The sequence below is a fragment of the Erwinia sp. V90_4 genome (genome assembly GCF_029967685.1).
Lineage (GTDB): Bacteria > Pseudomonadota > Gammaproteobacteria > Enterobacterales > Enterobacteriaceae > Erwinia > Erwinia aphidicola.
Window position 1 is genome coordinate 14,547 of record NZ_JASCAQ010000067.1, and the last position, 26,432, is coordinate 40,978.

Genomic DNA, 26,432 nt, shown 5'->3' on the forward strand with positions numbered 1-26,432 from the left:
AGGGCCGGAGTTTGCGCGAGTAATCGGCAAAAAATGTGAAATTTCCTGGAAGAGATCCCCCGCCGGGCGGCAGGGGAAGGGGCGGTCAGTTAGCGGATGCGCACCAGCGTGCGGCCGGTGCTCTGATTATTCAGCAGCTTTTCTGCAGCAGTGGCGGCGTCGGCAAGGGAAACCTCCGTCGTGGCCTGCTGATAAAACGCGGCGGGCAGCACTTTCAGCAGGCGTTTCCACGCTTCGATGCGGCGCGGCGCGGGCGTCATGACTGAGTCGATACCCTGCAAGCGCACGTTGCGCAGAATAAACGGCATCACGCTGGTGGGCAGCGCAAAGCCGCCCGCCAGGCCGCAGGCCGCGACCACGCCGTTGTAGTGCGTCTGCGCCAGCACGCTGGCCAGCACGCGATCGCCTACGGTGTCGACGGCCCCGGCCCAGCGCTGTTTCTCCAGCGGGCGCGACTGCGCGCTGAAGTCGCTGCGCGCCAGGATTTCATCGGCGCCGAGCTGACGCAGATAGTCGTGCGTTGATTCACGTCCGCTGACCGCCGCCACCCGATAACCCAGCGCGTGCAGCAGCGCCACGGCGGTACTGCCCACGCCGCCGCTGGCTCCGGTAACCAGTACCTCGCCACTGTCAGGGGTGACGCCTCCCTCTTCCAGCGCCATCACGCACAGCATCGCGGTGAATCCGGCGGTGCCGATAATCATCGCTTTGCGCCCGTCCATGCCCTGCGGCATTGGCACCAGCCAGTCCGCCTTAACCCGCGCCTGCTCGGCCAGCCCGCCCCAGTGATTCTCACCCACCCCCCAACCGGTCAGCAGTACCGGCTGCCCGCTGTGAAAACGCGGGTCGCTGCTGGTATGCACCCGTCCGGCGAAGTCAATGCCGGGCACCATTGGGAACTGGCGGATAATCTTGCCCTTACCGGTTATGGCCAGCGCGTCTTTATAGTTAATGCCTGACCAGTCAATGTCCACCGTCACATCGCCCGGCGGCAGCGTATCCGCGTCGATCTGCTTAACCGTCGCGACGGTGTGGCCTTCAGACTGTTCGAGAACCAGTGCCTGCATAAGAATCTCCTGAAAATGATGTCTGTAACGAAAATAGCAGCCTGCTGAGACTATACTCGCGAAAATGCGTTTTTATCTGACGCCGGGCAAGCAATCGGCGCGATGATTGTGTTATTTTTGCCCGCCGCTGCCGCCAGGTAGCCGAAATTCTCCGGTCGTTAACAATCAGGCTGCGGTTCAGTGTTAATGACGACTCGATTACCGCTGTTACATGGGCACAAGGATGCGATTAACCACCAAACTCTCTGCGATAGTCACGCTGCTTTGTTCACTGGCGACATTACTGATGCTGGTGGGCTGCGTGCTGAGCTTTTTTTATCTCAGTAACCAGCGGGCAGAACATCGGCTCCAGCGGATGGCCGATGATGTGGATAGCGCACTCCTCACTCAGTCGCCGCAGCAGGTTGAGCCCTGGCTGCGTCAGCTAATGAATCCGCTGCAAATTGAGCGAATTGAGCTGCTGCGCCATCAAACGCCCCTTCTGCAGCTTGCCCGCCATCAGCAGTCGCTGCTGGACGACGAACCCAACCGCTACCGCCAGATCCTGCTACCGCTGCCGCGCCATGCGGATATGACGCTGCGCGTGCAGTGGGTCGATCTCAGCCGCACCTGGTTTACCTCATTTATTGGCGCCTCAACGCTGTCGGCGATTGTCGCGGTGGTGGTGATCATGACCCTGCTGCTGTTACAGGCTCACCGCTGGATGTACCGTCAGCTGCGGGGAATGGAGCGGCTGGAGGCGCGTGCCGAAGCGATCATCAGGGGCGAGCGTTCATCAGTGCGCTCCGGTTCGGTCCATGAGTGGCCGCCCAAGGCCAGTAGCGCTATCGATCTGCTGCTGAGCGATCTGAAAGAGGCGGGCGAGCAGCATAATCGCATCGATACGTTAATCCGCGCGTTTGCCGCCCAGGATGCCCGCACCGGGCTGAACAATCGTCTGTTTTTCGATAATCAGCTGACCACGCTGCTGGAAGACCCCGAAGCGGTCGGGACGCACGGCATGGTGATGATGATCCGCCTGCCGGATTTCGACAGCCTGAGCGAACGCTGGGGCCATGCGGCGGTGCAGGATTATCTGTTTGCCCTCGTCAATATCCTTTCTACCTTTGTACTGCGCTATCCCGGTGCACTGCTGGCGCGTTACTTCCGCAGCGATTTTGCCGTTCTGCTGCCGCATCGCAGCGTTAAAGATGCGGACGGCATCGCCTCGCAGCTGATTAACGCTGTGGATACACTGCCGCCGACGCGTATGGTCGATCGCGACGATATGATCCATATCGGCATCAGCGGCTGGCGCAGCGGGCAGAGCACGCAGCAGGTGATGGAAAATGCAGAGCTGGCGACGCGGCAGGCGACCTTGCTGGGCGGCAATAACTGGTCAGTCGGTGAAGGCGGGCAGCAGGATCTGGCGCGCGGTAGCGTGAAATGGCGCACTTTACTGGAAAATACCGTCAACCGTGGCGGACCGCGGCTCTACCAGAAACCGGCGGTCAATGCGCGCGGTGAGGTGGATCACCGGGAGATGATGCCGCGCATCTTCGACGGCGAGAAAGAGCTGCTCTCTGCGGAGTATCTGCCGATGGTGCAGCAGCTGGGGCTGGCGGAACGCTACGACAGGCTGATGGTGATGCGTATCGTGACGCTGATCGAACTCTGGCCGGAGGAAACGCTTGCTATCCCGTTGACCCTCGACTCATTATTACAGCGCTCATTCCTGCACTGGCTGCGCGATATGCTGCTGCAATGCACTAAATCGCAAAGAAAACGTATTTTATTTGAACTTGCAGAAGCGGATGTGTGTCAACACATCAGCCGCTTAGAACCGGTGTTCCGCTTACTCTACGGTTTTGGCTGTAGCGTAGCGGTGAATCAGGCAGGGTTAACGGTGGTCAGTACCGCCTATATCAAGCAGTTTCAGGTGCGGTTGATCAAGCTGCATCCGGGCCTGGTACGCAATATCGATCGGCGTACCGAAAATCAGCTGTTTGTACAAAGCCTGCTGGAGAGCTGTAAGCAGACTTCAACTGAGGTTTTTGCCGCAGGAGTGCGTTTTAAGGAAGAGTGGCAAACCCTGGTTGAGCTGGGCGTTACTGGTGGTCAGGGGGACTTTTTCGCTACCTCACAACCGGTTAACAGTAGCGTGAAAAAATATTCGCAAAGATATCGAGTTTAGTCTCACGTCTGGCGGGTTTTCACGTAGAATACCCGCGCGGTCGTGGTGCGATGCGGCTTTGTCGCAGACCCAGGCGAAACTGAAAATGTTAATTTTTATGTATGTTATGTCCGCTGAATCGTCGGAAAACCAGGGCAGATTGCCGGAATGACGGCCTCTGTCTCACAACAGATGCTTAAGGTTGTGACGCTGGCGCGAGATAGCATGATTTTTCACCGGAGCAGAACGTTTTTGCGCCTTGTCGCTGCTTCGTGTGGTTGGTAAAGTAAGCGGATTTTATTTTCCGCCCCCAGCTTGCAGGATTATCCTTTAGTATGTTTAAAAAATTCCGTGGCATGTTTTCCAACGACTTGTCCATCGACCTGGGTACCGCCAATACCCTGATTTACGTGAAAGGGCAGGGCATTGTTCTTAATGAGCCTTCCGTCGTTGCTATCCGTCAGGATCGTGCCGGTTCCCCTAAAAGCGTGGCGGCAGTCGGTCATGACGCCAAACAGATGCTGGGTCGTACCCCCGGCAATATCGCAGCTATTCGCCCAATGAAAGATGGCGTTATCGCCGACTTCTTTGTCACCGAAAAAATGCTGCAGCACTTTATCAAACAGGTTCACAGCAACAGCTTCATGCGCCCAAGCCCGCGCGTGCTGGTGTGTGTACCGGTAGGTGCGACTCAGGTCGAACGCCGTGCCATTCGCGAATCCGCGCAGGGCGCTGGGGCACGTGAAGTGTTCCTGATTGAAGAACCGATGGCTGCGGCAATCGGTGCTGGCCTGCCCGTTTCTGAAGCGACTGGCTCAATGGTGGTGGATATCGGTGGTGGTACCACTGAAGTCGCCGTGATCTCGCTGAACGGTGTGGTTTACTCCTCTTCCGTGCGTATCGGCGGTGACCGCTTCGACGAAGCGATTATTAATTATGTGCGCCGTAACTACGGCTCTCTGATTGGTGAAGCCACCGCAGAGCGTATTAAGCATGAGATCGGTTCAGCCTACCCGGGCGACGAAGTGCGCGAAATTGAAGTCCGCGGTCGTAACCTGGCAGAAGGGGTTCCGCGTGGATTCACTCTGAACTCCAACGAGATCCTCGAAGCGTTGCAGGAGCCGTTAACCGGTATCGTGAGCGCGGTGATGGTTGCGCTGGAACAGTGTCCGCCAGAACTGGCATCGGACATCTCCGAACGTGGCATGGTACTGACCGGTGGTGGTGCGCTGCTGCGTAACCTGGACCGCCTGCTTATGGAAGAGACCGGGATCCCGGTGGTCGTTGCAGAAGATCCACTGACCTGCGTTGCGCGCGGCGGTGGTAAAGCGTTGGAAATGATCGACATGCACGGCGGCGATTTGTTCAGCGAAGAATAATCTGCCTGAAGGAGTGCCGGGGCGCTGCCCGCACTCCTTTTTCATGTTGTCGAGGAAAACGCCGAGTTTATGAAGCCGATGTTCAGCAGGGGGCCTTCCCTGCAGTTACGCTTATTTTTAGCGGTTATAGTGGCAATAGGCGTAATTGTTGCCGACAGTCGTATGGGAGCTTTCTCCCAGATCCGCACCTATATGGACACTGCCGTCAGTCCATTCTACTTCCTGGCCAACGGGCCGCGTCAAATTCTGGACAATGTTTCTGAAACATTGGCCTCCCGCCAGCAGCTCGAGCTGGAAAATAAAGCCTTACAGCGTGAACTGATCCTGAAAAACAGCGAATTGCTGATGCTGGGGCAGTTTAAGCAGGAAAACGCCCGCTTACGCGAACTGCTGGGTTCACCCCTGCGTCAGGATGAGCAGAAAATGGTGACGCAAGTGATCTCCACCGGTACCGATCCTTACACCGATCAGGTGGTGATCGACAAAGGCAGCGTCAACGGCGTGTATGAAGGTCAGCCGGTGATCAGTGATAAAGGCGTGGTCGGCCAGGTGGTGGCGGTGGGTAAAATCACCAGCCGCGTGCTGCTGATCTGCGATGCTTCACACGCGCTGCCCATTCAGGTGCTGCGCAATGACATCCGGGTGATTGCTGCCGGTAACGGCTGCACCGAAGATCTTCAGCTGGAGCATCTGCCGGGTAACACCGATATCCGCGTCGGTGATGTGCTGGTGACCTCCGGGCTGGGTGGACGCTTCCCTGAAGGCTATCCGGTTGGCGTAGTGTCATCAGTGAAAGTTGATACCCAGCGCGCTTATACCGTGATCCAGGCACGTCCAACCGCTGGCCTGCAGCGCCTGCGTTATCTGCTGCTGCTGTGGGGCGCAGATCGCAATGGCACGATGCCAATGGCGCCGGATGAAGTGCACCGCGTGGCCAACGAGCGCCTGATGCAGATGATGCCGCAGGTGTTACCGCAGGCGAGTGAAGTCGTCGGGCCACCGGCACCGCCAGCCCCTGCGGCGGCCACGCAAACTGCCGCGCCGGCAGCGGCGCCTGTGCGCACCCAGCCCGCCGTGCGTGGGGTGCAGCCTTGAGTCGCTATCGCAGTCAGGGGCGTTGGGTCATCTGGCTCTCCTTCCTGGTCGCGCTGGTGCTGCAAATTATGCCGTGGCCGGAACAGTTCTATATGTTCCGGCCCTCCTGGCTGCTGCTGATCCTCATTTACTGGACGCTGGCGCTGCCGCACCGCGTGAATGTCGGTACCGGCTTCGTGATGGGATCTATAATGGATCTCATCTCCGGTTCGACCCTCGGCGTGCGTGCACTGGCGCTGAGCATCGTCGCATACCTGGTGGCATTCAAATTCCAGCTGTTCCGCAATCTGGCGCTGTGGCAGCAGGCACTGATGGTGATGGTGCTGTCGCTGGCGATGGATGTTGTTGTTTTCTGGGCAGAGTTTTTAGTGATTAATGTCTCTTTTCGCCCGGAAATATTCTGGAGCAGCGTCGTCGACGGTGTACTCTGGCCGTGGTTGTTCTTACTGATGAGAAAGATTCGCCGCCAGTTCGCCGTACAATAAAGGACAATTATGGTATCCCTGTATCTGGCTTCTGGCTCCCCCCGTCGTCGTGAACTGCTGACTCAGCTTGGCCTGTCATTTGAACGCCTCGCCACCGAAGTGGAAGAGCAGCGGCATGACGGCGAAACGGCGCAGCAGTATGTCCGCCGACTCGCCCATGATAAAGCGCAGGCGGGTGTCGCCGTGGCGGCACAGGATCTGCCGGTGCTGGGGGCGGATACCATCGTGGTACTGAATAATGAAGTGCTGGAGAAGCCGGTCGATACGGCCGCCGCAGGCGCGATGCTGGCGAAGCTCTCCGGCCAGACGCATCAGGTTATGACCGCCGTTGCGCTGGCAGACCGCCAGCAAACGCTGGATTGCCTGGTGATCACTGACGTCACTTTCCGCGCGCTCACGCCCGAAGATATTGCCAGCTATGTTGCCAGCGGTGAACCGATGGACAAAGCCGGGGCATACGGTATTCAGGGACTGGGCGGCAACTTTGTCAGAAAAATTAATGGAAGCTATCACGCGGTCGTTGGGCTGCCACTGGTGGAAACCGCCGAGCTGTTCAGCCATTTTCAGTCGCTGCGTGAAGTGAGAGGTCAAGATGACAGCTGAACTGCTGGTAAATATTACCCCGTCAGAAACCCGCGTTGCCTATATTGATGGCGGGATCCTGCAGGAGATCCACATTGAGCGTGAAGCGCGCCGCGGTATCGTAGGTAACATCTACAAGGGCCGCGTCAGCCGGGTACTGCCGGGAATGCAGGCAGCGTTTGTCGATATCGGCCTGGAAAAAGCCGCGTTCCTGCACGCTTCCGATATTATGCCGCACACCGAATGCGTGGCGCGTGACGAAAAGAAAAACTTTATCGTGCGCGATATCTCCGAGCTGGTGCGTCAGGGCCAGGACCTGATGGTGCAGGTGGTGAAGGATCCGCTCGGCACCAAAGGCGCGCGTCTGACCACCGATATTACCCTGCCTTCGCGCTATCTGGTATTTATGCCGGGTGCATCGCACGTCGGCGTATCGCAGCGCATCGAGAGCGAAGCCGAGCGTGACCGCCTGAAGGCCGTGGTTGCAGGTTACTGCGACGAACTGGGCGGCTACATTATCCGTACCGCCGCCGAAGGCGTGGGTGAAGATGAGCTGGCCTCCGACGCAGCGTTCCTGAAGCGGCTGTGGACCAAGGTGATTGAGCGTAAGAAGCGCAACCAGACGCGCTGCCGCCTGTATGGAGAAGTTGCCCTGTCGCAGCGCATCCTGCGTGACTTCGCCGGGGCTGCGCTTGACCGCATCCGCATCGACTCACGTCTGACCTTCGAACATCTGGTGGAATTTACCGGTGAATATATCCCGGAGATGACCGCTAAGCTGGAGCTGTACACCGGCAAGCAGCCCATCTTCGATCTGTTTGATGTGGAAAACGAGATCCAGCGTTCTCTCGACCGTAAGGTTGAGCTGAAATCCGGCGGCTACCTGATCATCGACCAGACCGAAGCGATGACCACCATCGATATCAATACTGGCGCTTTTGTCGGCCACCGCAATCTCGAAGAGACCATTTTCAATACCAATATTGAAGCGACGCAGGCGATTGCCCGCCAGCTGCGCCTGCGCAATCTGGGCGGGATTATCATTATCGACTTTATCGACATGAATAATGAAGATCACCGCCGCCGCGTGCTGCACTCGCTCGACCAAGCGCTGAGTAAAGATCGGGTGAAAACCGGGGTCAATGGCTTCTCCCAGCTCGGGCTGGTGGAGATGACGCGCAAGCGCACCCGTGAAAGTATTGAGCATGTATTGTGTCAGGATTGCCCGGTATGCAAAGGTCGCGGCACGCTGAAAACCGTGGAAACGGTATGTTACGAGATCATGCGTGAAATCGTCAGGGTGCATCATGCCTATGACTCCGATCGTTTCCTGGTCTATGCTTCTCCCGCGGTCGGCGAAGCGCTGAAAAGTGAGGAGTCGCACGCGCTGGCGGAAGTGGAAATATTTGTCGGCAAACAGGTTAAAGTCCAGGTTGAACCGCTCTATACCCAGGAGCAGTTTGACGTGGTGATGATGTAGATTCAGGCTGTGACAAGGAGAGGTATGTGAGGCGATTGCCGAGGATTTTGCTACTGACGGGCGCAACGTTAGTCGTGGTGACTGCGCTACTGGTCAGTGGCTTACGCCTGCTGATGCCTCATCTCAACGGCTGGCGCACGCCTGTCCTTGAACATATCTCCTCCGCCACCGGCGTGCCGGTGCAGGCCAGCTCTTTAGAAGGCAGCTGGGAAAACTACGGCCCGCGCCTTGAGATTAGAGACATTCAGGCCGGATTGCCCGACGGTGGCGAACTGAAAATTCAGCGCGTGACGCTGGCGCTCGACGTCTGGCAGTCTCTGCTGCACCTGCGCTGGCAGTTTCGTGACCTGACCTTCTGGCAGTTCCATCTGGTCACCAATACCCCGCTCAGCTCCGGCGACAATGGTAAATCCAACATTCAGGTAGAGCAGCTCAACGACCTGTTCCTGCGCCAGTTTGACCATTTTGATCTGCGCGACAGCGAAATCAGCTTTGTCACTCCCTCCGGCCAGCGTGCCGAACTGGCGATCCCTCAGCTGACCTGGCTGAATGAGAAAACCCGTCACCGCGCGGAAGGACTGGTCAGCCTTTCCAGCTTTACCGGGCAGCACGGGGTGGTGCAGGTACGCCTCGATCTCAGCGACAGCAACGGCTATCTGGACACCGGCCGCGTGTGGATGCAGGCCGATGACGTCGATGTGAAGCCGTGGCTGGGCCAGTGGATGCGCGATAACACCAGCCTCGACAGCGCGCGCTTCAGCCTGGCGGCGTGGATGAGCGTGAAAAATGGCGAAGTGCACGATGGCGATGTCTGGCTGAAGAAGGGGGGCGCGAACTGGCAGGGCGATCGACAGTCGCACCATCTCAGCGTTGATAACCTGACCGCGCATATCAGCCGTTTCAACAGCGGGTGGAACCTCTCTATCCCGCAGACGCGCTTTATTACCGACGGGCAGCCGTGGCCGCACGGTCAGCTTTCCCTGATGTGGCAGCCGGAAAACAGCCTGCTGCCCGGGCCGGATCATCAGCCGGAACTGCGCGTGCGCGCCACCGACCTCGATCTGCAGCGTCTTGATCCGCTGGTGCCGCTTTTCGCCAAACTCTCACCGCAGCTGCTGGATAACTGGCGTTCGATACAGCCGCGCGGACAGCTACAGGCGCTGGCGGTCGATGTGCCGCTGCAGCAGCCGGAGCGTACGCGTTTCCAGGCGAAATGGCAGGATCTGAGCTGGCAGCAGTGGGAGCTGTTGCCGGGCATGGAGCATTTTAGCGGCTCACTGAGCGGGAGTGTCGCCGACGGGCAGCTGGCGTTCGCCATTCAGCAGGCCTCGCTGCCTTACGGTGAGATGTTCCGGGCGCCGCTGGAGATTAACCAGGCTAGCGGAACGATTAACTGGCAGTACGGCGAGCAGGGGCTGACGTTATCCGGTCAGCAGCTCGACGTGCAGGCGAACTCCCTGTGGGCGCGCGGCGATTTCAGCTATCAGCAGCCAAAAGGGCAGCCGCCGCGCCTCAATATTCTCGCCGGTATTAACCTGAGCGATGCCAGCCAGGCCTGGCGTTACTTCCCTGAGCCGCTGATGGGCAAGAATCTGGTGCACTATCTTACCGGCGCGCTGAAAGGCGGGCAGGTCAGCAACGCTACCCTGCTGTTTGCCGGTAACCCGCAGGATTTTCCGTTCAAGCATAATGAAGGGATGTTTGAAGTGGCCGTGCCGCTGCGCAAGGCCACCTACGAATTTGAGCCCGGCTGGCCCGCGTTGGAAAACCTTGATATTGACCTCGACTTCGCCAACAACGGCCTGTGGATGAAGGCAGAGAAGATCAAGCTGGGCGAGGTGGACGGGCACAATATCTCGGCGGTGATCCCTGACTATCTGCAGGAAAAGCTGATCGTTGATGGCGATATCAAAGGCGGCGGGCCGCAGATCCGCGACTACTTCAATCAATCCCCGCTTAAGCCTTCACTCGGCGGCGCGCTGGATGAGCTGCAAATTGGCGGTGATGTGAGTGGTCACTTACATCTTGATATCCCGCTGGACGGCGAGCAGGTGCGCGCCACGGGCGATGTGAACCTCAATAATAACTCGCTGCTGGTTAAACCGATTGAAACGCGCTTTGAGCAGCTTTCCGGCCGCTTTACCTACGATAATGGTGACCTGAAAAGTGATGCAATGACGGCGCGCCTGTTTGGTCAACCGATCGGCGTCAGCTTTAATACGCAGGAAGGCGAGAAAGATTACCAGATAGGCGTCGATCTCAACGCAAACTGGCAGCCGGGCAATATTGCGCAGATCCCTGAAGCCGCGCGCAAAAAGCTGGGCGGCAGCGTGCCGTGGCGCAGCAACGTGCTGATTAGTTTACCGCACGGCGGCGGGGCTAACTATCAGGTTAATGTCGACGGCGATCTGAAAAATGTGAGTAGCCGCTTACCTTCTCCGCTCGATAAGAAGGGCGGCAGCGCCATGCCGGTGAAGGTACTGGTAAAGGGTAATCTCAACGGCTTCAATTTGAGCGGTGCGGTCGGTGAGCGCCATCGCTTTAACAGCCACTGGCTGCTGGGCAAACAGCTGCGCGTTGAGCGCGGCATCTGGGAGAATGACACCCAGCGCACCCCTGCGCTGCCGGATACGCGCGGCATGGTGCTGAACCTGCCGCCGCTGGACGGTGAGGCCTGGATTGGGCTGCTCGGTGCTGGTGCTGGTGCTGGTGCTGGTGCTGGTAGCGGTGCGGGCGGTCAGGCAGGCAGCGCGTATCTGCCGGGCGATATTAAACTGCACACCCCGACACTGACGCTGGCGGGCCAGCAGTGGCAGGATCTGACGGCGACCCTCAGCCAGGCAATGGGGGGCGAGATGACGGTACAGGCACAGGGCAAAGAGATTAACGGGTCGCTGGCGATTGCCAAAAATGGCCCGTGGCTGGCTAACCTGAAATACCTTTATTACAACCCGCAGTGGGACAGTAAAGGGACCCGCTCGGTACCGCTGCCGCAGGACGCCTCGTCGATCAACTTCAGCCGCTGGCCGGCACTGCGCCTGAATTGCGATGAGTGCTGGCTACGCGGGCAGAAATTTGGCGTGATGAAAGCCGAGCTGACGCCGTCCGGCGATACCCTGACGTTAGCCAACGGCCTGATAGACAGCGGCAATACCCACCTGACGGTCAATGGTGAGTGGGTCAACAAGCCCGGCGAGCAGCGCACCTCACTGAAAGGTGTGCTGAGCGGTAAAAAAATCGATGAGGCCACCAACTGGTTTGGCGTTACGTCGCCACTGCGCGATGCGCCGTTCAGGCTCGAGTATGACCTGCACTGGCGCTCTGCCCCGTGGGAGCCTTCGGAAGAGACGCTGAGCGGCGTACTAAAATCCCACCTCGGCGCCGGACAGATTGCCGACGTCTCCACCGGGCGCGCCGGGCAGCTGCTGCGGCTGGTGAGCTTTGATTCGCTGGTACGCAAGCTGCGCCTCGACTTTAGCGATACCTTCAGCCAGGGCTTCTGGTTTGACTCGATCAACGGCACGGCCTGGATCGAAAATGGCATGATGCGTACGGATAATCTCCTGGTGGACGGGCTGGAAGCGGACATCGCGATGAAAGGCAATGTGGACCTGGTTAAACGCCGCATCGATATGGAAGCCACCGTCGCGCCGGAAATCTCCGCCACTGTTGGCGTGGCGACGGCCTTTGCGGTCAATCCGGTTATCGGTGCCGCCGTGTTTGCTGCCAGTAAGGTGCTCGGCCCACTGTGGAATAAAATTTCGGTGCTGCGCTACCACATTAGTGGGCCAATCGATAAGCCGCAGATTGACGAAGTGCTGCGCAAGCCGCGTGAAAACAGCGAGAAGTGAATTTGACGTAGCCGGCTTATTGCCTCAGGCTGTTACCATAGCGTAAACCAAACATCACCCGGCTAAAGCGATGCGGTCAACGTCTTATGGCCCATCCACACAGAGCGAGAATTCATGAGTCTGAATCTGGTAAGTGAGCAGTTACTAACTGCTAACAACATTAGTCAAAGCGACCTCTTTTCCATTCTCGGCCAGCTGTCCGAGCGCAAGCTGGATTACGCTGACCTCTATTTTCAGTCCAGCTACCATGAATCCTGGGTGCTGGAAGACCGCATTATTAAAGACGGCTCCTACAATATCGATCAGGGCGTGGGCGTGCGCGCCATCAGCGGTGAGAAAACCGGTTTCGCCTATGCCGATCAGCTGACGCTGAATGCCCTGCATCAGAGCGCCACGGCGGCACGCAGTATCGTGCGCGAGCAGGGTAATGGCCAGTCACGCACCCTCGGGGCGGTGGCAAACCGCCCGCTCTACCCGGCGCTTGACCCGCTGCAAAGCTTGACGCGTGAAGAGAAAATTGAGCTGCTGCACCGCGTCGATAATGCGGCGCGTGCTGCCGATAAGCGCGTTCAGGAAGTCTCCGCCAGCCTTACCGGCGTCTATGAACTGGTGCTGGTGGCGGCAACCGACGGTACGCTGGCAGCGGATGTGCGCCCGCTGGTGCGCCTGTCGGTCAGCGTGCAGGTTGATGATAACGGCAAACGCGAGCGCGGCTCCAGCGGCGGCGGCGGCCGTTTCGGCTATGAGTTTTTCCTCGCCGATGAAAACGGTGAGATGCGTGCCGAAGCCTGGGCGCGCGAAGCGGTGCGTATGGCGCTGGTTAATCTGAATGCGGTAGCGGCCCCGGCGGGGATGTTCCCCGTGGTGCTCGGTGCGGGCTGGCCGGGCGTGCTGCTGCACGAAGCGGTCGGTCACGGGTTGGAAGGCGACTTTAACCGTCGCGGTACCTCGGTGTTCAGTGGTCAGATGGGCCAGCTGGTCGCCTCCGAGCTGTGTACCGTCGTGGATGATGGCACCATCGATGGCCTGCGTGGCTCGCTGGCGATTGATGATGAAGGCGTACCGGGGCAGTACAACGTCCTGATTGAGAACGGCATTCTGAAAGGCTACATGCAGGACAAACTGAATGCGCGCCTGATGGGGGTGCCGCCAACCGGTAACGGTCGCCGCGAGTCTTACGCGCACTTGCCGATGCCGCGTATGACCAACACCTATATGCTGGCGGGTAAATCAACGCCGCAGGATATCATTGAAAGCGTAGAGTACGGCCTTTACGCGCCAAATTTCGGCGGCGGCCAGGTCGATATCACCTCCGGCAAATTCGTTTTCTCCACTTCAGAAGCCTATCTGATTGAGAACGGTAAAGTGACGACGCCGGTTAAAGGTGCCACGCTGATTGGTTCCGGCATCGAAGCGATGCAGCAGATTTCGATGGTCGGCAACGATCTGGCGCTGGATAAAGGCGTCGGCGTCTGTGGTAAAGAGGGGCAGAGCCTGCCGGTTGGCGTGGGTCAGCCAACCCTGAAGCTGGATAAACTCACCGTCGGCGGCACCGCATGATATCGGGCGGACCGGAAAAAAAGGTCCGCCCCTACCACTGAGTCCTGCGTAGGGGGCGGCCATTTTTCCGGTCGCCCCTGCGGGCTATTTGCGAAACTCGCGATAGATCTCCGCCACCTTGTCAAAATATTCGGTCAGATGGTTAATACACACCTGTACCTTTAGCGGGAGTTTGTCCTTCTGCGTGTACACGGCATACACCGGGCGCGGCACCGACTGGTAGTGCGCGAACAGAATTTCCACCTCCCCGGCATTAATCTCTTCGATAATCCACATCAGCGGCACATAGGCGATCCCGGTTCCTGATTTAAGCCAGCGGATCAGCGTTTGCGAATCATTAGTGGCAAAGCGCCCCTGCGGCGACAGGCGAATAGCGGTACCTTCCGGTGAGGTCAGCTCAAAATCGTTGTCCGGGCGCACGCTGTATTCCAGCCACGAAAAGTTGCTGATATCGGCAGGATTTTCCGGAACGCCATGCTGTAACAGATAGCTTTTGGCCGCGCAGACCACCATCGGCATCGAGCCAAGGCGCTTCGAAAACAGGTTGGAGTCCCGCAGTGCGCCAACGCGGATCACCAGGTCCAGCCCGTCGGCAATCAGGTCCGGTGCCGGGATACCGGTTACCAGATTCACCGTCAGCCCCGGATACTCTTTCAGCATCTCTTCCGTCATGGGTGCCAGCAGGTTCTGCGCCATGGTGGAGGAGCTGCCGATACGCAGCAGGCCAATCGGGGTGTTATTAAATGCCCACAGCTGTTCATGCACCTGCTGAGCTTCGGAAAGCATGCGGCGACAGCCCTGGAAGTAGATTTTACCTGCCTCGGTCAAGCCGATGCTGCGGGTGCTGCGGTTGAGTAGTTTGACCTGCAGCTCATCTTCCAGCCGGGCAACCGTCTGACTCACTGCGGATACGCTTAACTGCAGATGCTGCGCCGCGGCGGTAAATGAGCCCATTTCAACGACTTTGGCAAAGACGGACATGCCCTTGAGTCTTTCCATTGTTAACCCTGGATTAAAAGTGATTTAGATCACATTTGGTAGATTACTTATAGTCAGGCACGTTACTATAGCATTGTTGGGTTACTGCTCCGTAACGCTATCCCTTTAAATGCTCCTTGCCGGATACGCTATTATTCATTCAGTATCGGTTCTGATTCGCACCCTTCGTCAGGTCATCATTACCCGCACGCGTAGCCGCCCTGAAACCGGGAGGGGATAACGTTATGCCAGCAGATTTATCCGGCATAGTATCAACAAGGATAAAAGATGAGTGTACTTCCGGTTATTGTGGTGTTCGGGCTGTCGTTCCCACCGATATTTTTTGAAATTATTGTGTCACTGATGCTGTTCTGGCTGGTACGACGGTTGCTGACTCCGACCGGAATTTACGATCTGGTCTGGCACCCTGCACTGTTTAATACTGCGTTGTACTGCTGCCTGTTCTGGCTGGTATCCCGTTTGTTCGTCTGAGGTCTGAGTGAAAGCACTTACAAGAAAAATTTCTCGCGTCGCCATTACCCTGCTGCTGGTGATCGTTGCCGTTGTCCTTATTTTCCGCGTATGGGTGTTCTATACCGAATCGCCGTGGACGCGTGATGCCAAATTTACCGCCGACGTGGTGGCAATCGCCCCTGACGTCAGCGGTTTGATCACCGATGTGCGCGTGCATGATAACCAGCTGGTCGCTAAAGACCAGGTCCTGTTCACTATCGATCAGCCGCGCTACCAGCAAGCGCTGGATGAAGCGCAGGCTGATGTCGCCTACTATCAGGCGGTGCTGAGTGAAAAACGTCGCGAGGCGGCGCGCCGCAACCAGCTCGGGGTTTCCGCCATGTCGCGTGAGGCTATCGACCAGGCAAACAACGACTTCCAGACCACTGAACATCAGCTGGCGAAAGCCGTCGCCGTGCGCGACCTGGCGAAGATCGACCTCGATCGCACCGTGGTGAAAGCCCCATCCGCAGGTTGGATCACTAACCTGAATGTCTATACCGGGGAGTTTATTACCCGTGGTTCTACCTCGGTAGCGCTGGTGAAAAAAGACTCCTTCTACGTGCTGGCCTACCTTGAAGAGACCAAGCTGGACGGGATCCGCCCAGGTTTCCGCGTGGAAATTACGCCGCTGGGCAGCAATGCGGTGCTGTATGGCTCTGTGGATAGCGTTGCCGCGGGCGTTACTAACAGCAGCAGCACGGTCGACAGCAAGGGCATGGCCACCGTCGACTCCGACCTGGAATGGGTGCGGCTGGCGCAGCGTGTCCCGGTGCGTATTCACCTTGATAAGCAGCCGGGCAACCTCTATCCGTCCGGGACCACCGCGACCATCGTGGTGACCGGGGCGCAAGATCGTCAGCAGCACGAGATGTCGCCAATGATGAAACTGATGCATCGCCTGCGCGAGTTTGGCTAAGGCGGGGCCTATCATGCAGTGGTATCGTCTGCGCTATCCGATCAAACTGACCTTTGCCATCCTTCTGGCGCTGTGTGTCGGCTTTGAATTTAATCTCGAAACGCCGCGCTGGTCGGTGATGACTGCGGCAATTGTCGCGGGCGGCACCGGGTTTGCTGCCGGGGGCGATCCGTTCTCCGGCGCGCTGCGTCATCGCGGCATGCTGCGTATTATCGGCACCTTTATCGGCTGTATCGCCGCGCTGGCCATCATGATCACCACCATTCGTGCGCCGGTCGTCATGCTGCTGCTGTGCTGCATCTGGGCTGGCGTCTGCGTCTGGCTCTCCTCGCTGATCAAGGTCGAGAACTCCTACGCGCTGGGACTGGCGGGCTATACCGCGCTGATTATTGTGGTCAGCGTTGACGCTAACGGCTCCCTGCTGCTGGCTCCGCAGTTTGCGGTTGAGCGCTGTAGCGAAATCGTAATCGGTATTGTCTGTGCCATCCTCGCCGATCTGCTGTTCTCCCCACGCTCCATCAAGCTGGATATCGACCGTGAAATCGATGCGCTGCTGGTGGAGCACTATCGTCTGATGCAGCTGTGCGTTTCGCATGGCGATAAAGAAGAGGTCGATAAGTGCTGGGCCGGGCTGGTGCGCCGTACCACCGCGCTGAACGGCATGAGAACGCATCTGATGATGGAGTCCGGGCGCTGGCAGAAGGTCGATCGCCGTCTCAAGGTGCTCCACTCCCTCTCACTGACGCTGATCACCCAGGCTTGTGAAACCTTCCTGATCCAGAACACGCGTCAGGAGTATGTCCCGCCGCAGTTCCACCTGTTCTTTGAAAAACCGGTGGAAAATATCAGCGATATCCACAAGCGCATGAAGATTATGCGCCGGGTCATCACCCTTAGCGGCAGTAAAAATACCCCGGAAACCATCCGTAACTGGGTTGGCGCTGCCAGCCGCTATCTGCTGTTAATGAAGGGCATTCACACCAACAGCAGCATCAGCCGGATGGAAGAAGAGGTTTTAAATACCGAACCGGTGGTAAAAATGCGTTCGGCAGAAACCCGTCACGCGTTGGTTAACGGCGTGCGCACCTTTGTTGCCACCGCCGTAGGTTCGCTGTTCTGGCTGTGGACCGGCTGGACTTCCGGCAGCGGTGCGATGGTGATGCTGGCGGTGATTACCGCGCTGGCAATGCGCATGCCGAACCCGCTGATGGTGGCGAAAGACTTCCTCTACGGCATGATCGTCGCCATTCCGGTTGGCGGGCTGTACTACATGGTGATCATGCCGAACACCCAGCAGAGCATGCTGCTGCTCTGTATTGCGCTCGGGATCATGGCCTTTATCTGCGGCATTCTGATCCAGCGCCGCCAGATCGGTACGCTCGGCGGGCTGGTGGGCACCATCAACATCCTGACGCTGGATAACCCGATGAAGTTCAACATCAGCGTGTTTCTTGACGGGGCGCTGGGCCAGGCGATCGGCTGCTTTGTTGCACTGCTGGTGATCCTGCTGATCCGCGATACGTCGAAAGCCCGGGTTGGCCGCACGCTGCTTAATCGCTTTATGTATGCGGCGGTTTCGGCGATGACGACCAATACGGCGCGCCGCCGCGAGAACCATCTGCCCGCGCTGTACCAGCAGCTGTTTATGCTGCTGAATATCTTCCCCGGCGATGTGAACAAGTTCCGTCTGGCGCTGACGCTGATTATCGGCCATCAGCGGCTGCGCGCCGCTGACGTTCCCGTCAATGCCGATCTGTCGGCTTACCACAAGCAGCTGCGCCACACCGCCGACCGGGTGATCTCCGCCAGCAGTGATGGCAAGCGGCGCCACTACTTTGAGCGCCTGCTGGCGGAGTTCGACATTTATCAGCAAAAGCTGGAGCAGTATCAGGCGCCACAAAGCGTGACCGAGCCCGTTGCGCTGCTGGCTGGCATTCTGAAGAAATATCAGAATACCCTGATCGAGATTTGATCTTGCCGCTGACGGCGCCTGCCGTCAGCATTTTTCCCGGCCATAATCCCCCCGATGATGCCCTTTTGTCACAAAACCTCGCGGTTTTGCCATCTATACTTAATCCAGCTGAAGGGTAAACACATCTGGAGAAAATCATGACGATCTCAACGCTTAAGGACAACGACCTGTTTCAGACCGGTTTCCTGGTAAACGGAAAGTGGCTGCAGGCGGCCAGCACTTTTGAGGTGCTCAACCCGGCGACGGGGGAAGTGGTTGCTGCGGTGGCTAAAGCGGGTAAGGCGGAAACGGAACAGGCGATTGCCGCCGCCGCCGCGGCATTCCCGGCGTGGCGGGCAAAAACGGCCAAAGAGCGGGCAGAGATTCTGCATCGCTGGTATCAGCTGATGATTGAAAACAAAGCCTGGCTCGGCCAACTGATGACCGCCGAACAGGGCAAGCCGTTAAAAGAAGCCGAGGGTGAAGTGGAGTACGCCGCCAGCTTTATTCAGTGGTTTGCCGAGCAGGCCAAGCGCGCCAACGGTGAGATTATCCCGCCGGCCAAGCCCGGCAGCCGTATTCTGGCCACGCGCGAGCCGATTGGTGTGGTGGCGGCAATTACCCCGTGGAACTTCCCGATGGCGATGCTGACGCGCAAGCTGGGTCCGGCGTTAGCGGCGGGCTGCACCGGCATCATCAAACCGGCGAATAACACCCCGCTTTCAGCCTTTGCCCTGCTGGCGCTGGCGAAAAAAGCGGGCGTACCGGACGGCGTTCTCAATGCGGTCGCGGGCGATACTCACGCCATCAGCGACGCGATTATGGCCAGTAAAGCGGTGCGCAAAATCTCCTTTACCGGTTCCACCCAGGTCGGCAAGCTGCTGATGCGCAATGCGTCAGAGACGATGAAAAAAGTCTCGATGGAGCTGGGGGGCAACGCGCCCTATATCGTGTTTGAGGATGCCGATATAGACGCGGCGGTACAAGGGGCCATCGCCAACAAATTCCGCAACGCCGGGCAGGTCTGCGTCAGCGTGAATCGCTTCTATATTCATAACAGCGTCTACGACCGCTTCGTTAACCAGCTGGCAGACGAAGTGAAAAAGCTAAAAGTGGGCAATGGCATGGATGAGGGCGTCGTGGTTGGCCCGCTGATTGAAGCTTCGGCGCTGGAAAAAGTCGAGGAGCACGTCAATGATGCGCTTAGTCATGGCGGCAAGGTCATCACCGGGGGAGCGCGTCACGCGCTGGGCGGCAACTTCTGGCAGCCTACGGTGATTGCCGAAGCGAATGAAAGCATGAAGCTGTCACGGGAAGAGACCTTTGGTCCAGTGGCGGCGTGCTTCCGCTTTGATGAGGAAGAGGAGGTGATCCGCCGTGCCAACGACACCGAATTTGGCCTGGCAGCTTACTTCTATACGCAAAACCTGCAGCGCGTATTTCGCGTCTCAGCCGCGCTGGAAAGCGGCATGGTGGGAATTAACGAGTGTGCGGTGTCCACCGAGCTCGCGCCGTTTGGTGGCGTAAAAGAGTCGGGATTAGGGCGTGAAGGCTCGGTGCTGGGGCTGGAAGAGTATATGGAAGTAAAAGCCCTGCATATTGGCGGACTTTAACCCAACGGGCGGCAGTCGCCGCCCAGCTGTGTGTCCTGCGGAGCAGACCGAATGAAAAGAGAGATTTTCGACTTTGATGTGATTGTCGATCAGGCGCATTTCTTCCGACAGTTCACTGAACGCTTTGCCCTGACGGATCGTACCATCGCCGATCTGGACAGTCTGTGGGATGCTATCACCGGGCCGCAAATGCCATTACCGTTGGAGATTGAGTTCGTCAATTTGGGCAGCGGCCAGAGGCGACGCTACGGCGCGCTGATTCTGCTATTTGATGAAGCGGAAGAGGAGCTGGATGGCGAGTTTCGCTTTAACGTTAAATAGTCAGGCAAAAAAAGGGCCCCGGCGAACGGGGCCAAAGGGTTCGTCTTGCCGGGCAACGGGTGTGCCCATCGACGAGGAATTACTTATACAGCTCGGCGGTGACATGCCAGTTATCCTGATTGCGCGCTTCAACAATTCGGTAAGCACTGGCACCTTCACTATCCGCTTTCTGTGACACCTGCTGACGGATATCCGACGGCACGCCTGCCACACCGCTTAATGTAATCGTCCCCGCAGATTGCAGATTCTCAGCCTGTTGGTTATTGACCAGCTGTGCGGCGCTGGCGCCGAAACTGACCAGTGAAAACAGGCTCAATGCAGCGATGGTTGTTTTGATTTTCATATTTAATCTCCTCATTGTGACCAACAACCTGCGGGCTTCGACTTTATGACCGCGGTCATGTCACGGACGGGCGCTGACAGCGCCCGATGTCTGTTCGTTAACGGTTATTTATACAGTTCAGCCGTTACGTGGTAGTTGCCGTCGTTACGCGCTTCAATCACACGGTAGGCGCTGGCACCCTGCTGATCCGCTTTCTCAGACAGCTGATGACGAATATCCATGGTAGTGCCGTTAATGCCGCTCACGCTGACGGTACCGACTGACTGCAGGTTCTGATTATTAACCTGGTCGTTAGTCACCAGGCTGGCAGCGCTGGCACCAAATGAAAGAACGGAAGCAAGACCTAAAGCAGCGATGGTGAAGGTAGTTTTCATGATATGACTCCAGAAATTGGGTTGGGCGGTAACCGAAAGGGCTAAAAAACGTTTATTATTCTTGGGGTTACCGTAATTTTTTGTTTTTACTCTCAGACAGATACGAACTTATTTGTACAGCTCGGCAGTAGCATGCCAGTTGCCATTCACATTATTTTCGATAACGCGATAAGCGGTGGCACCTTTCTGGTCGGCTTTATCGTTCAGCGCCTGGTGGATATCCATCGGTGAACCCGCAATGCCGCTTACGCTGACAGTGCCGATTGGCTGAAGATTTTTAGCCTGTTCTGCGTTGATAGATTCAGCGGCGAAAGCGCCGAATGACAGAGCAGAAAGAAGGCCAAAGGTAGCAATAGTAGTGGTAACTTTCATGATTTGATTCCTCGTCAACTGTTTTTATCTTTTTAATTACTGTGATTTGTATCACGAAAACAAGTATAGATCTAATAACGTAAAAAATTAATAGCATGCTAATAATGTTTTGTTGGGATTCTTGTGATGTGAAGGGGTTTTTAATAACCAGCCGTTATAAAAAACGCTTATATTTTACCCTCACCCCGTTAAATGCTTGGAAAAACATCAGGCTGCGTGAAATTAACAATTTGTGCGCTTATCTGCGGTTGATCACATTGCTGGAAGAAATTTAAGCGGGTGATGGCGGGCGTATTGACCAGCAAAGGCAGTGAGATCTGCTGCTGAGTACTGAATTATCAGGGGAATAGCAAAGGGCCGTATGATGACGGCCCTGAGGATTTCGTCGCATAGAACAATGTTGTACTGAGGAGACCTACGCCACGATATGCATAAGTCTTATAAGCGGCATGCTTTACAGTTCCTGTTCGAACAGGACCAGAATGGCATCGTGCAGCTGCTTAACGGTGAACGCACGGGCTGGCGTAATAAAGATAGTGTCATCACCGGCAATGGTTCCGAGGATGCCTTCGGCTTTCCCCAGTGAATCCAGCAGGCGTGCGATCAGCTGCGCGGCACCTGGGCTGGTGTGAATAACCACCAGTGCATCATTGAAGTCGATATCCAGCACCAGATTCTTAAGCGGGCTGGTGGTGGTCGGCACGCCCAGCTCAGCAGGCAGGCAGTAGACCATCTCCATTTTCGCGTTACGCGTGCGCACCGCGCCGAACTTGGTCAGCATGCGTGAGACTTTCGACTGGTTGATATTTTCGAAGCCATCTTCCTGCAGCGCGCTGACGATTTCGCCCTGCGAGCTGAATTTTTCTTCTTTTAGTAAGGCCTTGAACGCCTTAATTAACTCTTCTTGTTTTGATGGGTTACGCATAGGTTACCGATTCGAGGAAAATAGAAGCCATGCCCGTGGCGGGATATTAAATTATTATGCAATTAAATGAATTTTTATGCAAATGGGAAATGGTGCAGCTGCCGGCTAAAGCCGCCAGGGGCGTGCAGTTTAACAGAGTTTGAATGGGAAAAAAAATTTGCTGACGGCTTGCTGAAGCGGGCAAGAAGTGAACGATTTGTTATAATAATGAGGTTGTTCCAGTTAGCGCTAACGGTGTAATGTAACGCCGAATCACGATGATATCCTGTCGTGCTGAACCGCCAGCTAAACTCGCGTTTCAGCAAATCCGGATAGAGCAACATGGATTTCACGGCACAATAAATGCTTAATATAATAAGGAGTTTAGGATGAAAGTTGCAGTTCTCGGTGCAGCAGGTGGTATCGGCCAGGCATTAGCCCTCCTGCTGAAAACCCAGCTTCCGGCAGGTTCAGAACTCTCTCTGTACGATATCGCCCCAGTGACTCCCGGCGTGGCGGTCGACCTCAGCCATATCCCTACCGCAGTGAAAATCGAAGGCTTCAGCGGCGAAGATGCCACCCCGGCGCTGAAAGGTGCTGACGTGGTACTGATCTCCGCAGGCGTGGCGCGTAAGCCGGGTATGGACCGTTCTGACCTGTTCAACGTCAACGCCGGTATTGTGCGTAACCTGATTGAGCAAGTCGCCTCAACCAGTCCTGGCGCCCTGATCGGTATCATTACTAACCCGGTTAACACCACCGTCGCGATTGCAGCGGAAGTGCTGAAGAAAGCCGGTGTTTATGACAAAAACAAACTGTTCGGCGTCACCACGCTGGACATCATCCGTTCCAACACCTTTGTTGCTGCGCTGAAAGGCAAGCAGCCAGAAGAACTCAACGTGCCGGTGGTTGGCGGTCACTCAGGCGTGACGATCCTGCCGCTGCTGTCGCAGATCCCAGGCGTCAGCTTCAGCGAGCAGGAAGCTGCTGACCTCACTAAACGCATTCAGAATGCCGGTACCGAAGTGGTTGAAGCGAAAGCGGGTGGCGGATCGGCCACGCTGTCGATGGGCCAGGCCGCGGCGAAATTTGGTCTGTCACTGGTACGTGCGCTGCAGGGCGAAAGCGATGTAGTGGAATGTGCTTATGTCGAAGGGGACGGCGAATACGCGCGTTTCTTCTCGCAGCCGCTGCTGCTGGGTAAAAAGGGGATTGTTGAGCGCCGTCCGATTGGCCAGCTGAGCGCCTTTGAACAGCAGTCGCTGAATGGCATGCTGGATACGCTGAAAAAAGATATTGTGCTGGGTGAAGAGTTCGTTAAGTAACACTTCTTCATACCTGACGCCGCAGCCACGTGGGCTGCGTGCCATTACCCCGGTCGCTTACCTGTGTGAGCTTCCGGGGTTTTTCATTTTTTATCTGGCGCTACTGGTTCTGCGTCTGGATCTCGTCCGGATACTCCAGCACCGTGACCGGCATCGTCATCTTCTTCTCGTTACGCGTGATATCGACGTTAATCACCGTGCCCGGGCGGATCTCAGCCACCTGGTCCATGGTTTCTACCGGTGATACCGCCGCCGCATTATTCACGCGGGTAATCACATCATTGACCTGAATACCGGCTTTATCTGCCGGGCCGCCGGCCTTCACCTCAGTCACCACGATGCCCTGATTATGATCCATACCTGATGTCTGACCGCTGTAGCGGCGGAATTCGCGCCCGGTAATGCCGATATAGCCGCGTATTACCCGCCCGTCGCGGATCAGTTTCTCCATCACCTTTGTCGCCAGCTTGGTAGGAATTGCAAAGCCCAGACCTTCCGGCGTTTCGCCGTTGCTGCTCTTATCAAAGGAGAGGGTGTTAATGCCCATCAATTCGCCCAGCGAGTTAATCAGCGCGCCGCCTGAGTTGCCGCGGTTGATAGACGCATCGGTCTGTAGGAAATCCTGATGGCGGGAAGGGCTGAGGCCAACCCGTCCGGTGGCGCCAATGATACCCTGCGTCACCGTTTGCCCGATGTTATACGGATTACCGATCGCCATCACCAGGTCGCCAACGTGCGCGACGCGCTGCGGATTGATCGGGATCACCGGTAAATTCACCGCATTGATTTTCAGCACCGCCAGGTCGGTCAGTGAGTCAGAACCGACCAGCATCGCTTCAAAGTAGCGGCCATCCTGCAGATTGACGATGATCTGGCTGGCGTCGTTGATCACATGCTTGTTGGTCAGAATATAGCCGCGCGGATCCATGATCACCCCAGAGCCGAGCACATCGCTGGTGCCGTTGGCGCTGCGGTTGTAAACATACACTACCGCAGGCGCGGCGCGTTTTACCCCCGCGTTGTAGCTGACCGGCTGAAGATCGGCGCTGTCGTCGGCAGTAGACAGCAGATCGCTGCCCAGCCGCAGGCCCGGCACGGCTACCAGAAGGATAGCGGCCACAATCAGGCCGAAGATCGCTGAACGCAAAAGTTTAGGAAACATGGTTTTAGGCAGTGTATGAATAAACGACTGGCAGGATAGCATGAGTTACGCGGACACAGTAGCCTGTGTCCGCGTGGCAGGGTTAACGCAGCAGCAGATAGATATTCTCATCGCCGCGCATGATGCTCAGCGCCAGCAGGTCCGGTTTGGTCTCCAGCAGTTTACGCAGCTCTGCCAGATTCTGTACCGGCGTGCGGTTAACGCCAACGATCACATCATCCTTCTGCAGGCCAAACTGCGCCGCCGGAGTCGCTTTCGCCACCTCGTCGACTTTGACACCTTTGGTGCCATCTTTGGCCGCGCCGTCGCTCAGGGTGGCCCCTTGCAGCGCTGGGGTCATCAGTTCGGCACTGGCGGTCGTCTGGCTGCTGTTATCCAGCTTAACGGTGACCGTGACCGGTTTACCGTCACGCAGCAGGCCCACTTTCACTTCCTGGCCCGGCGGCGTGGTGCCGATTTTCACCCGCAGTTCAGCAAAGTTAGCGACGTTTTTGCCGTCGACGCTGGTAATGATATCGCCCGCTTTAATCCCGGCTTTCGCGGCCGCCGACTGCGGCAGCACCTCGTTGACGAAGGCGCCGTGCTGGATATCAACCTTAAAGGCTTTCGCCATATCGGCGGTCATCTCAGTGCCCTTGATGCCCAGCTGGCCGCGTTTCACTTCACCAAACTGGATCAGCTGCTGGGCCAGGCCCATCGCCATATTGCTTGGAATCGCAAAGCCAATGCCGATATTGCCGCCGCTTGACGCAAGGATGGCCGTATTCAGCCCGATCAGCTCACCGTTAAGATTCACCAGCGCACCGCCGGAGTTACCGCGGTTAATCGCGGCATCGGTCTGAATAAAGTTTTCCAGCCCCTCAAGGTTAAGACCGCTGCGGCCGAGCGCCGACACGATCCCCGAGGTTGCCGTCTGTCCCAGGCCAAACGGGTTACCGATGGCCACGGTAAAGTCCCCGACCTTCAGCTGGTCAGAGTCAGCAATTTTTATCTGGGTCAGATTCTTCGCATCGATCAACTGGATCAGTGCGATATCGGTCTGCTCATCGTGACCGACCAGCTTGGCCGTGAATTCGCGACCATCGCTCAGCTGCACGCTGATTTTATCTGCGCCATTCACCACGTGGTTGTTGGTCAGCACATAGCCTTTGGCGGCATCAATAATCACCCCGGAGGCCAGCCCTTCAAACTCCTGCGACTTATCGTCACCGGGGGCACCTTCCTCTCCATCCTGACCAAAGAAGCGTTTTAGCTGGTCGGGGATCTGCTGCTGGCTCTCTTTTTCTGTCCCTTCAACGTGAACGCTGACGACGGCCGGCAGAACTTTCTCCAGCATTGGTGCCAGGCTCGGCAGCTGCTGGCCCTGAATCTGTCCAGGAAGAGCAGCCACAGCCGCAGGGACTGTGGCCATATTGACACCGACACTCAATGCTAATGCGCTTAACAGAAATAATTTGTTCTTCATCGGAAGCAAACTCTCGCTAGCAGGGAAATGATGCCCATCGCCAAAATGGCAGGCTGTATGTGTCTTGCAGTGAACTGAACGGTGCTTGAAACGTGGGGTGGCTGGCACCCCACGAAGATGATTACTTGGTAGCGCGCTCGCCACGCAGCAGGCCAGAGGCGCTGTCCGGGTAGTCACGCGGCATCTCTACCGGCACCTGGTCGTTATCCGCTTCTGATTCTGTCAGCTGATAAGCAAACGGGTTTTTCTCACCCGGCAGGTTTGGCAGCAGGTCATTAGAACCTTTCGCCATATGCTGATACAGCTGACGGTAGTCGCGTGCCATGTTGTCCAGCAGCTCGGCGCTGTGGGCAAAATGGTTAGTCAGCTCTTCACGATAATCCGCCAGCTCTGCCTTGCTCTTTTCCAGCTCGTACTGCAGGCTGCGTTGCTCGCGCAGTTTTTTGTTGCCGAAACGCATTGCTACCGCGCCAATAATAATCCCAACTACTAACCCAATAAGCGCGTATTCCCAGGTCATAATGACTCCCATATAGTCTTC

The 26,432-nt window shown here is 57.0% G+C and carries 23 protein-coding genes; 14 read left to right on the forward strand and 9 right to left on the reverse strand.

Features of this window, described 5'->3' with window-relative positions; translation table 11 throughout:
* Positions 1-89: 89 nt before the first annotated feature.
* A complete protein-coding gene (locus QLG07_RS21660) occupies positions 90-1,067 on the reverse strand; it encodes an MDR family oxidoreductase (protein WP_282470150.1) in 978 nt (325 codons plus the stop codon).
* A 223-nt stretch (positions 1,068-1,290) separates the two neighbouring features.
* Between QLG07_RS21660 and csrD the strand changes: the two genes are divergently transcribed.
* From csrD to tldD, 8 genes are all read left to right on the forward strand, one after another.
* Positions 1,291-3,240, forward strand: a complete 1,950-nt coding sequence (gene csrD / locus QLG07_RS21665) for an RNase E specificity factor CsrD (RefSeq protein WP_048914417.1) — start codon at positions 1,291-1,293, stop codon at positions 3,238-3,240.
* A gap of 314 nt (positions 3,241-3,554) precedes the next feature.
* Positions 3,555-4,598, forward strand: a complete 1,044-nt coding sequence (gene mreB / locus QLG07_RS21670; protein WP_003855260.1) for a rod shape-determining protein MreB — start codon at positions 3,555-3,557, stop codon at positions 4,596-4,598.
* Positions 4,599-4,667: 69 nt separating this feature from the next.
* Positions 4,668-5,693 carry a rod shape-determining protein MreC gene (mreC, locus tag QLG07_RS21675; protein WP_282470151.1) on the forward strand — a complete coding sequence of 342 codons (1,026 nt, stop codon included), beginning with the start codon at positions 4,668-4,670 and terminating at the stop codon, positions 5,691-5,693.
* Positions 5,690-6,178, forward strand: a complete 489-nt coding sequence (mreD, locus tag QLG07_RS21680) for a rod shape-determining protein MreD (RefSeq protein WP_048914419.1) — start codon at positions 5,690-5,692, stop codon at positions 6,176-6,178. Before mreC ends, mreD begins: the two co-directional genes overlap by 4 nt.
* Positions 6,179-6,187: 9 nt before the next feature.
* The gene (locus QLG07_RS21685; protein ID WP_048914420.1) at positions 6,188-6,781 is read left to right on the forward strand and encodes a Maf family protein; all 594 of its coding nucleotides are present in this window, start codon (positions 6,188-6,190) and stop codon (positions 6,779-6,781) included.
* Positions 6,771-8,240, forward strand: a complete 1,470-nt coding sequence (rng, locus tag QLG07_RS21690) for a ribonuclease G (protein ID WP_048914421.1) — start codon at positions 6,771-6,773, stop codon at positions 8,238-8,240. The genes QLG07_RS21685 and rng overlap by 11 nt, the downstream gene beginning before the upstream one ends.
* Before the next feature lie 26 nt (positions 8,241-8,266).
* Entirely contained in the window at positions 8,267-12,091 is a 3,825-nt protein-coding gene (yhdP, locus tag QLG07_RS21695; protein WP_282470152.1) for an AsmA2 domain-containing protein YhdP, read from the forward strand.
* 114 nt (positions 12,092-12,205) lie between these two features.
* The gene (gene tldD, locus QLG07_RS21700) at positions 12,206-13,651 is read left to right on the forward strand and encodes a metalloprotease TldD (protein ID WP_048914423.1); all 1,446 of its coding nucleotides are present in this window, start codon (positions 12,206-12,208) and stop codon (positions 13,649-13,651) included.
* A gap of 84 nt (positions 13,652-13,735) precedes the next feature.
* Here tldD and aaeR read toward each other — a convergent pair whose 3' ends face one another.
* On the reverse strand, positions 13,736-14,650 hold the full coding sequence (gene aaeR, locus QLG07_RS21705; protein WP_048914424.1) for an HTH-type transcriptional activator AaeR: 915 nt from the start codon (positions 14,648-14,650) through the stop codon (positions 13,736-13,738).
* Positions 14,651-14,917: 267 nt separating this feature from the next.
* Between aaeR and aaeX the strand changes: the two genes are divergently transcribed.
* The 5 genes from aaeX to QLG07_RS21730 all read left to right on the forward strand — a co-directional run bounded on the left by aaeX (position 14,918) and on the right by QLG07_RS21730 (position 19,946).
* Positions 14,918-15,121 (forward strand): p-hydroxybenzoic acid efflux pump operon protein AaeX, encoded by a 204-nt coding sequence (aaeX, locus tag QLG07_RS21710; RefSeq protein ID WP_048914425.1) that lies wholly within the window; start codon positions 14,918-14,920, stop codon positions 15,119-15,121.
* A gap of 7 nt (positions 15,122-15,128) precedes the next feature.
* Complete coding sequence (aaeA, locus tag QLG07_RS21715) at positions 15,129-16,061, forward strand: p-hydroxybenzoic acid efflux pump subunit AaeA (RefSeq protein WP_048914426.1); 933 nt, start codon at positions 15,129-15,131, stop codon at positions 16,059-16,061.
* Between the two features lie 13 nt (positions 16,062-16,074).
* Positions 16,075-18,033, forward strand: a complete 1,959-nt coding sequence (gene aaeB, locus QLG07_RS21720; protein WP_133622587.1) for a p-hydroxybenzoic acid efflux pump subunit AaeB — start codon at positions 16,075-16,077, stop codon at positions 18,031-18,033.
* A gap of 137 nt (positions 18,034-18,170) precedes the next feature.
* Positions 18,171-19,625: an NAD-dependent succinate-semialdehyde dehydrogenase gene (locus QLG07_RS21725; RefSeq protein ID WP_282470153.1), complete on the forward strand. Its 1,455-nt coding sequence runs from the start codon at positions 18,171-18,173 to the stop codon at positions 19,623-19,625.
* Between the two features lie 51 nt (positions 19,626-19,676).
* Positions 19,677-19,946: a hypothetical protein gene (locus QLG07_RS21730; RefSeq protein ID WP_099753739.1), complete on the forward strand. Its 270-nt coding sequence runs from the start codon at positions 19,677-19,679 to the stop codon at positions 19,944-19,946.
* Between the two features lie 79 nt (positions 19,947-20,025).
* Here the strand turns inward: QLG07_RS21730 and yhcN (QLG07_RS21735) are convergent, their stop codons facing one another.
* The 4 genes from yhcN (QLG07_RS21735) to argR all read right to left on the reverse strand — a co-directional run bounded on the left by yhcN (QLG07_RS21735) (position 20,026) and on the right by argR (position 21,960).
* Complete coding sequence (gene yhcN, locus QLG07_RS21735; RefSeq protein ID WP_048914429.1) at positions 20,026-20,289, reverse strand: peroxide/acid stress response protein YhcN; 264 nt, start codon at positions 20,287-20,289, stop codon at positions 20,026-20,028.
* 104 nt (positions 20,290-20,393) lie between these two features.
* Complete coding sequence (yhcN, locus tag QLG07_RS21740) at positions 20,394-20,663, reverse strand: peroxide/acid stress response protein YhcN (RefSeq protein WP_048914430.1); 270 nt, start codon at positions 20,661-20,663, stop codon at positions 20,394-20,396.
* 108 nt (positions 20,664-20,771) lie between these two features.
* Positions 20,772-21,035 (reverse strand): peroxide/acid stress response protein YhcN, encoded by a 264-nt coding sequence (gene yhcN / locus QLG07_RS21745; protein ID WP_099753738.1) that lies wholly within the window; start codon positions 21,033-21,035, stop codon positions 20,772-20,774.
* Between the two features lie 454 nt (positions 21,036-21,489).
* Positions 21,490-21,960, reverse strand: coding sequence for a transcriptional regulator ArgR (gene argR / locus QLG07_RS21750; RefSeq protein WP_048914434.1), 471 nt, complete (start codon positions 21,958-21,960; stop codon positions 21,490-21,492).
* A gap of 368 nt (positions 21,961-22,328) precedes the next feature.
* Here argR and mdh point away from each other — a divergent pair, with 368 nt between their 5' ends.
* Positions 22,329-23,264 (forward strand): malate dehydrogenase, encoded by a 936-nt coding sequence (gene mdh / locus QLG07_RS21755; RefSeq protein ID WP_048914435.1) that lies wholly within the window; start codon positions 22,329-22,331, stop codon positions 23,262-23,264.
* A gap of 100 nt (positions 23,265-23,364) precedes the next feature.
* Here the strand turns inward: mdh and degS are convergent, their stop codons facing one another.
* The 3 genes from degS to zapG all read right to left on the reverse strand — a co-directional run bounded on the left by degS (position 23,365) and on the right by zapG (position 26,411).
* A complete protein-coding gene (degS, locus tag QLG07_RS21760) occupies positions 23,365-24,426 on the reverse strand; it encodes an outer membrane-stress sensor serine endopeptidase DegS (protein ID WP_048914451.1) in 1,062 nt (353 codons plus the stop codon).
* A gap of 82 nt (positions 24,427-24,508) precedes the next feature.
* Positions 24,509-25,891, reverse strand: coding sequence for a serine endoprotease DegQ (gene degQ / locus QLG07_RS21765; protein WP_048914436.1), 1,383 nt, complete (start codon positions 25,889-25,891; stop codon positions 24,509-24,511).
* Between the two features lie 121 nt (positions 25,892-26,012).
* Positions 26,013-26,411 (reverse strand): Z-ring associated protein ZapG, encoded by a 399-nt coding sequence (gene zapG / locus QLG07_RS21770; protein ID WP_048914437.1) that lies wholly within the window; start codon positions 26,409-26,411, stop codon positions 26,013-26,015.
* Positions 26,412-26,432: the final 21 nt, after the last annotated feature.

What these genes read in the sequence shown, in the direction of transcription:
- rng (WP_048914421.1), top strand. Translation starts at nt 6,771, where the DNA reads ATGACAGCTGAACTGCTGGTAAATATTACCCCGTCAGAAACCCGCGTT.
- aaeX (WP_048914425.1), top strand. Translation starts at nt 14,918, where the DNA reads ATGAGTGTACTTCCGGTTATTGTGGTGTTCGGGCTGTCGTTCCCACCG.
- tldD (WP_048914423.1), top strand. Translation starts at nt 12,206, where the DNA reads ATGAGTCTGAATCTGGTAAGTGAGCAGTTACTAACTGCTAACAACATT.
- QLG07_RS21660 (WP_282470150.1), bottom strand. Translation starts at nt 1,067, where the DNA reads ATGCAGGCACTGGTTCTCGAACAGTCTGAAGGCCACACCGTCGCGACG.
- QLG07_RS21685 (WP_048914420.1), top strand. Translation starts at nt 6,188, where the DNA reads ATGGTATCCCTGTATCTGGCTTCTGGCTCCCCCCGTCGTCGTGAACTG.
- aaeB (WP_133622587.1), top strand. Translation starts at nt 16,075, where the DNA reads ATGCAGTGGTATCGTCTGCGCTATCCGATCAAACTGACCTTTGCCATC.
- yhcN (WP_099753738.1), bottom strand. Translation starts at nt 21,035, where the DNA reads ATGAAAGTTACCACTACTATTGCTACCTTTGGCCTTCTTTCTGCTCTG.
- degS (WP_048914451.1), bottom strand. Translation starts at nt 24,426, where the DNA reads ATGTTTCCTAAACTTTTGCGTTCAGCGATCTTCGGCCTGATTGTGGCC.
- degQ (WP_048914436.1), bottom strand. Translation starts at nt 25,891, where the DNA reads ATGAAGAACAAATTATTTCTGTTAAGCGCATTAGCATTGAGTGTCGGT.
- yhcN (WP_048914430.1), bottom strand. Translation starts at nt 20,663, where the DNA reads ATGAAAACTACCTTCACCATCGCTGCTTTAGGTCTTGCTTCCGTTCTT.
- mreC (WP_282470151.1), top strand. Translation starts at nt 4,668, where the DNA reads ATGAAGCCGATGTTCAGCAGGGGGCCTTCCCTGCAGTTACGCTTATTT.
- yhcN (WP_048914429.1), bottom strand. Translation starts at nt 20,289, where the DNA reads ATGAAAATCAAAACAACCATCGCTGCATTGAGCCTGTTTTCACTGGTC.
- mdh (WP_048914435.1), top strand. Translation starts at nt 22,329, where the DNA reads ATGAAAGTTGCAGTTCTCGGTGCAGCAGGTGGTATCGGCCAGGCATTA.
- QLG07_RS21725 (WP_282470153.1), top strand. Translation starts at nt 18,171, where the DNA reads ATGACGATCTCAACGCTTAAGGACAACGACCTGTTTCAGACCGGTTTC.
- argR (WP_048914434.1), bottom strand. Translation starts at nt 21,960, where the DNA reads ATGCGTAACCCATCAAAACAAGAAGAGTTAATTAAGGCGTTCAAGGCC.
- mreB (WP_003855260.1), top strand. Translation starts at nt 3,555, where the DNA reads ATGTTTAAAAAATTCCGTGGCATGTTTTCCAACGACTTGTCCATCGAC.
- zapG (WP_048914437.1), bottom strand. Translation starts at nt 26,411, where the DNA reads ATGACCTGGGAATACGCGCTTATTGGGTTAGTAGTTGGGATTATTATT.
- aaeR (WP_048914424.1), bottom strand. Translation starts at nt 14,650, where the DNA reads ATGGAAAGACTCAAGGGCATGTCCGTCTTTGCCAAAGTCGTTGAAATG.
- QLG07_RS21730 (WP_099753739.1), top strand. Translation starts at nt 19,677, where the DNA reads ATGAAAAGAGAGATTTTCGACTTTGATGTGATTGTCGATCAGGCGCAT.
- csrD (WP_048914417.1), top strand. Translation starts at nt 1,291, where the DNA reads ATGCGATTAACCACCAAACTCTCTGCGATAGTCACGCTGCTTTGTTCA.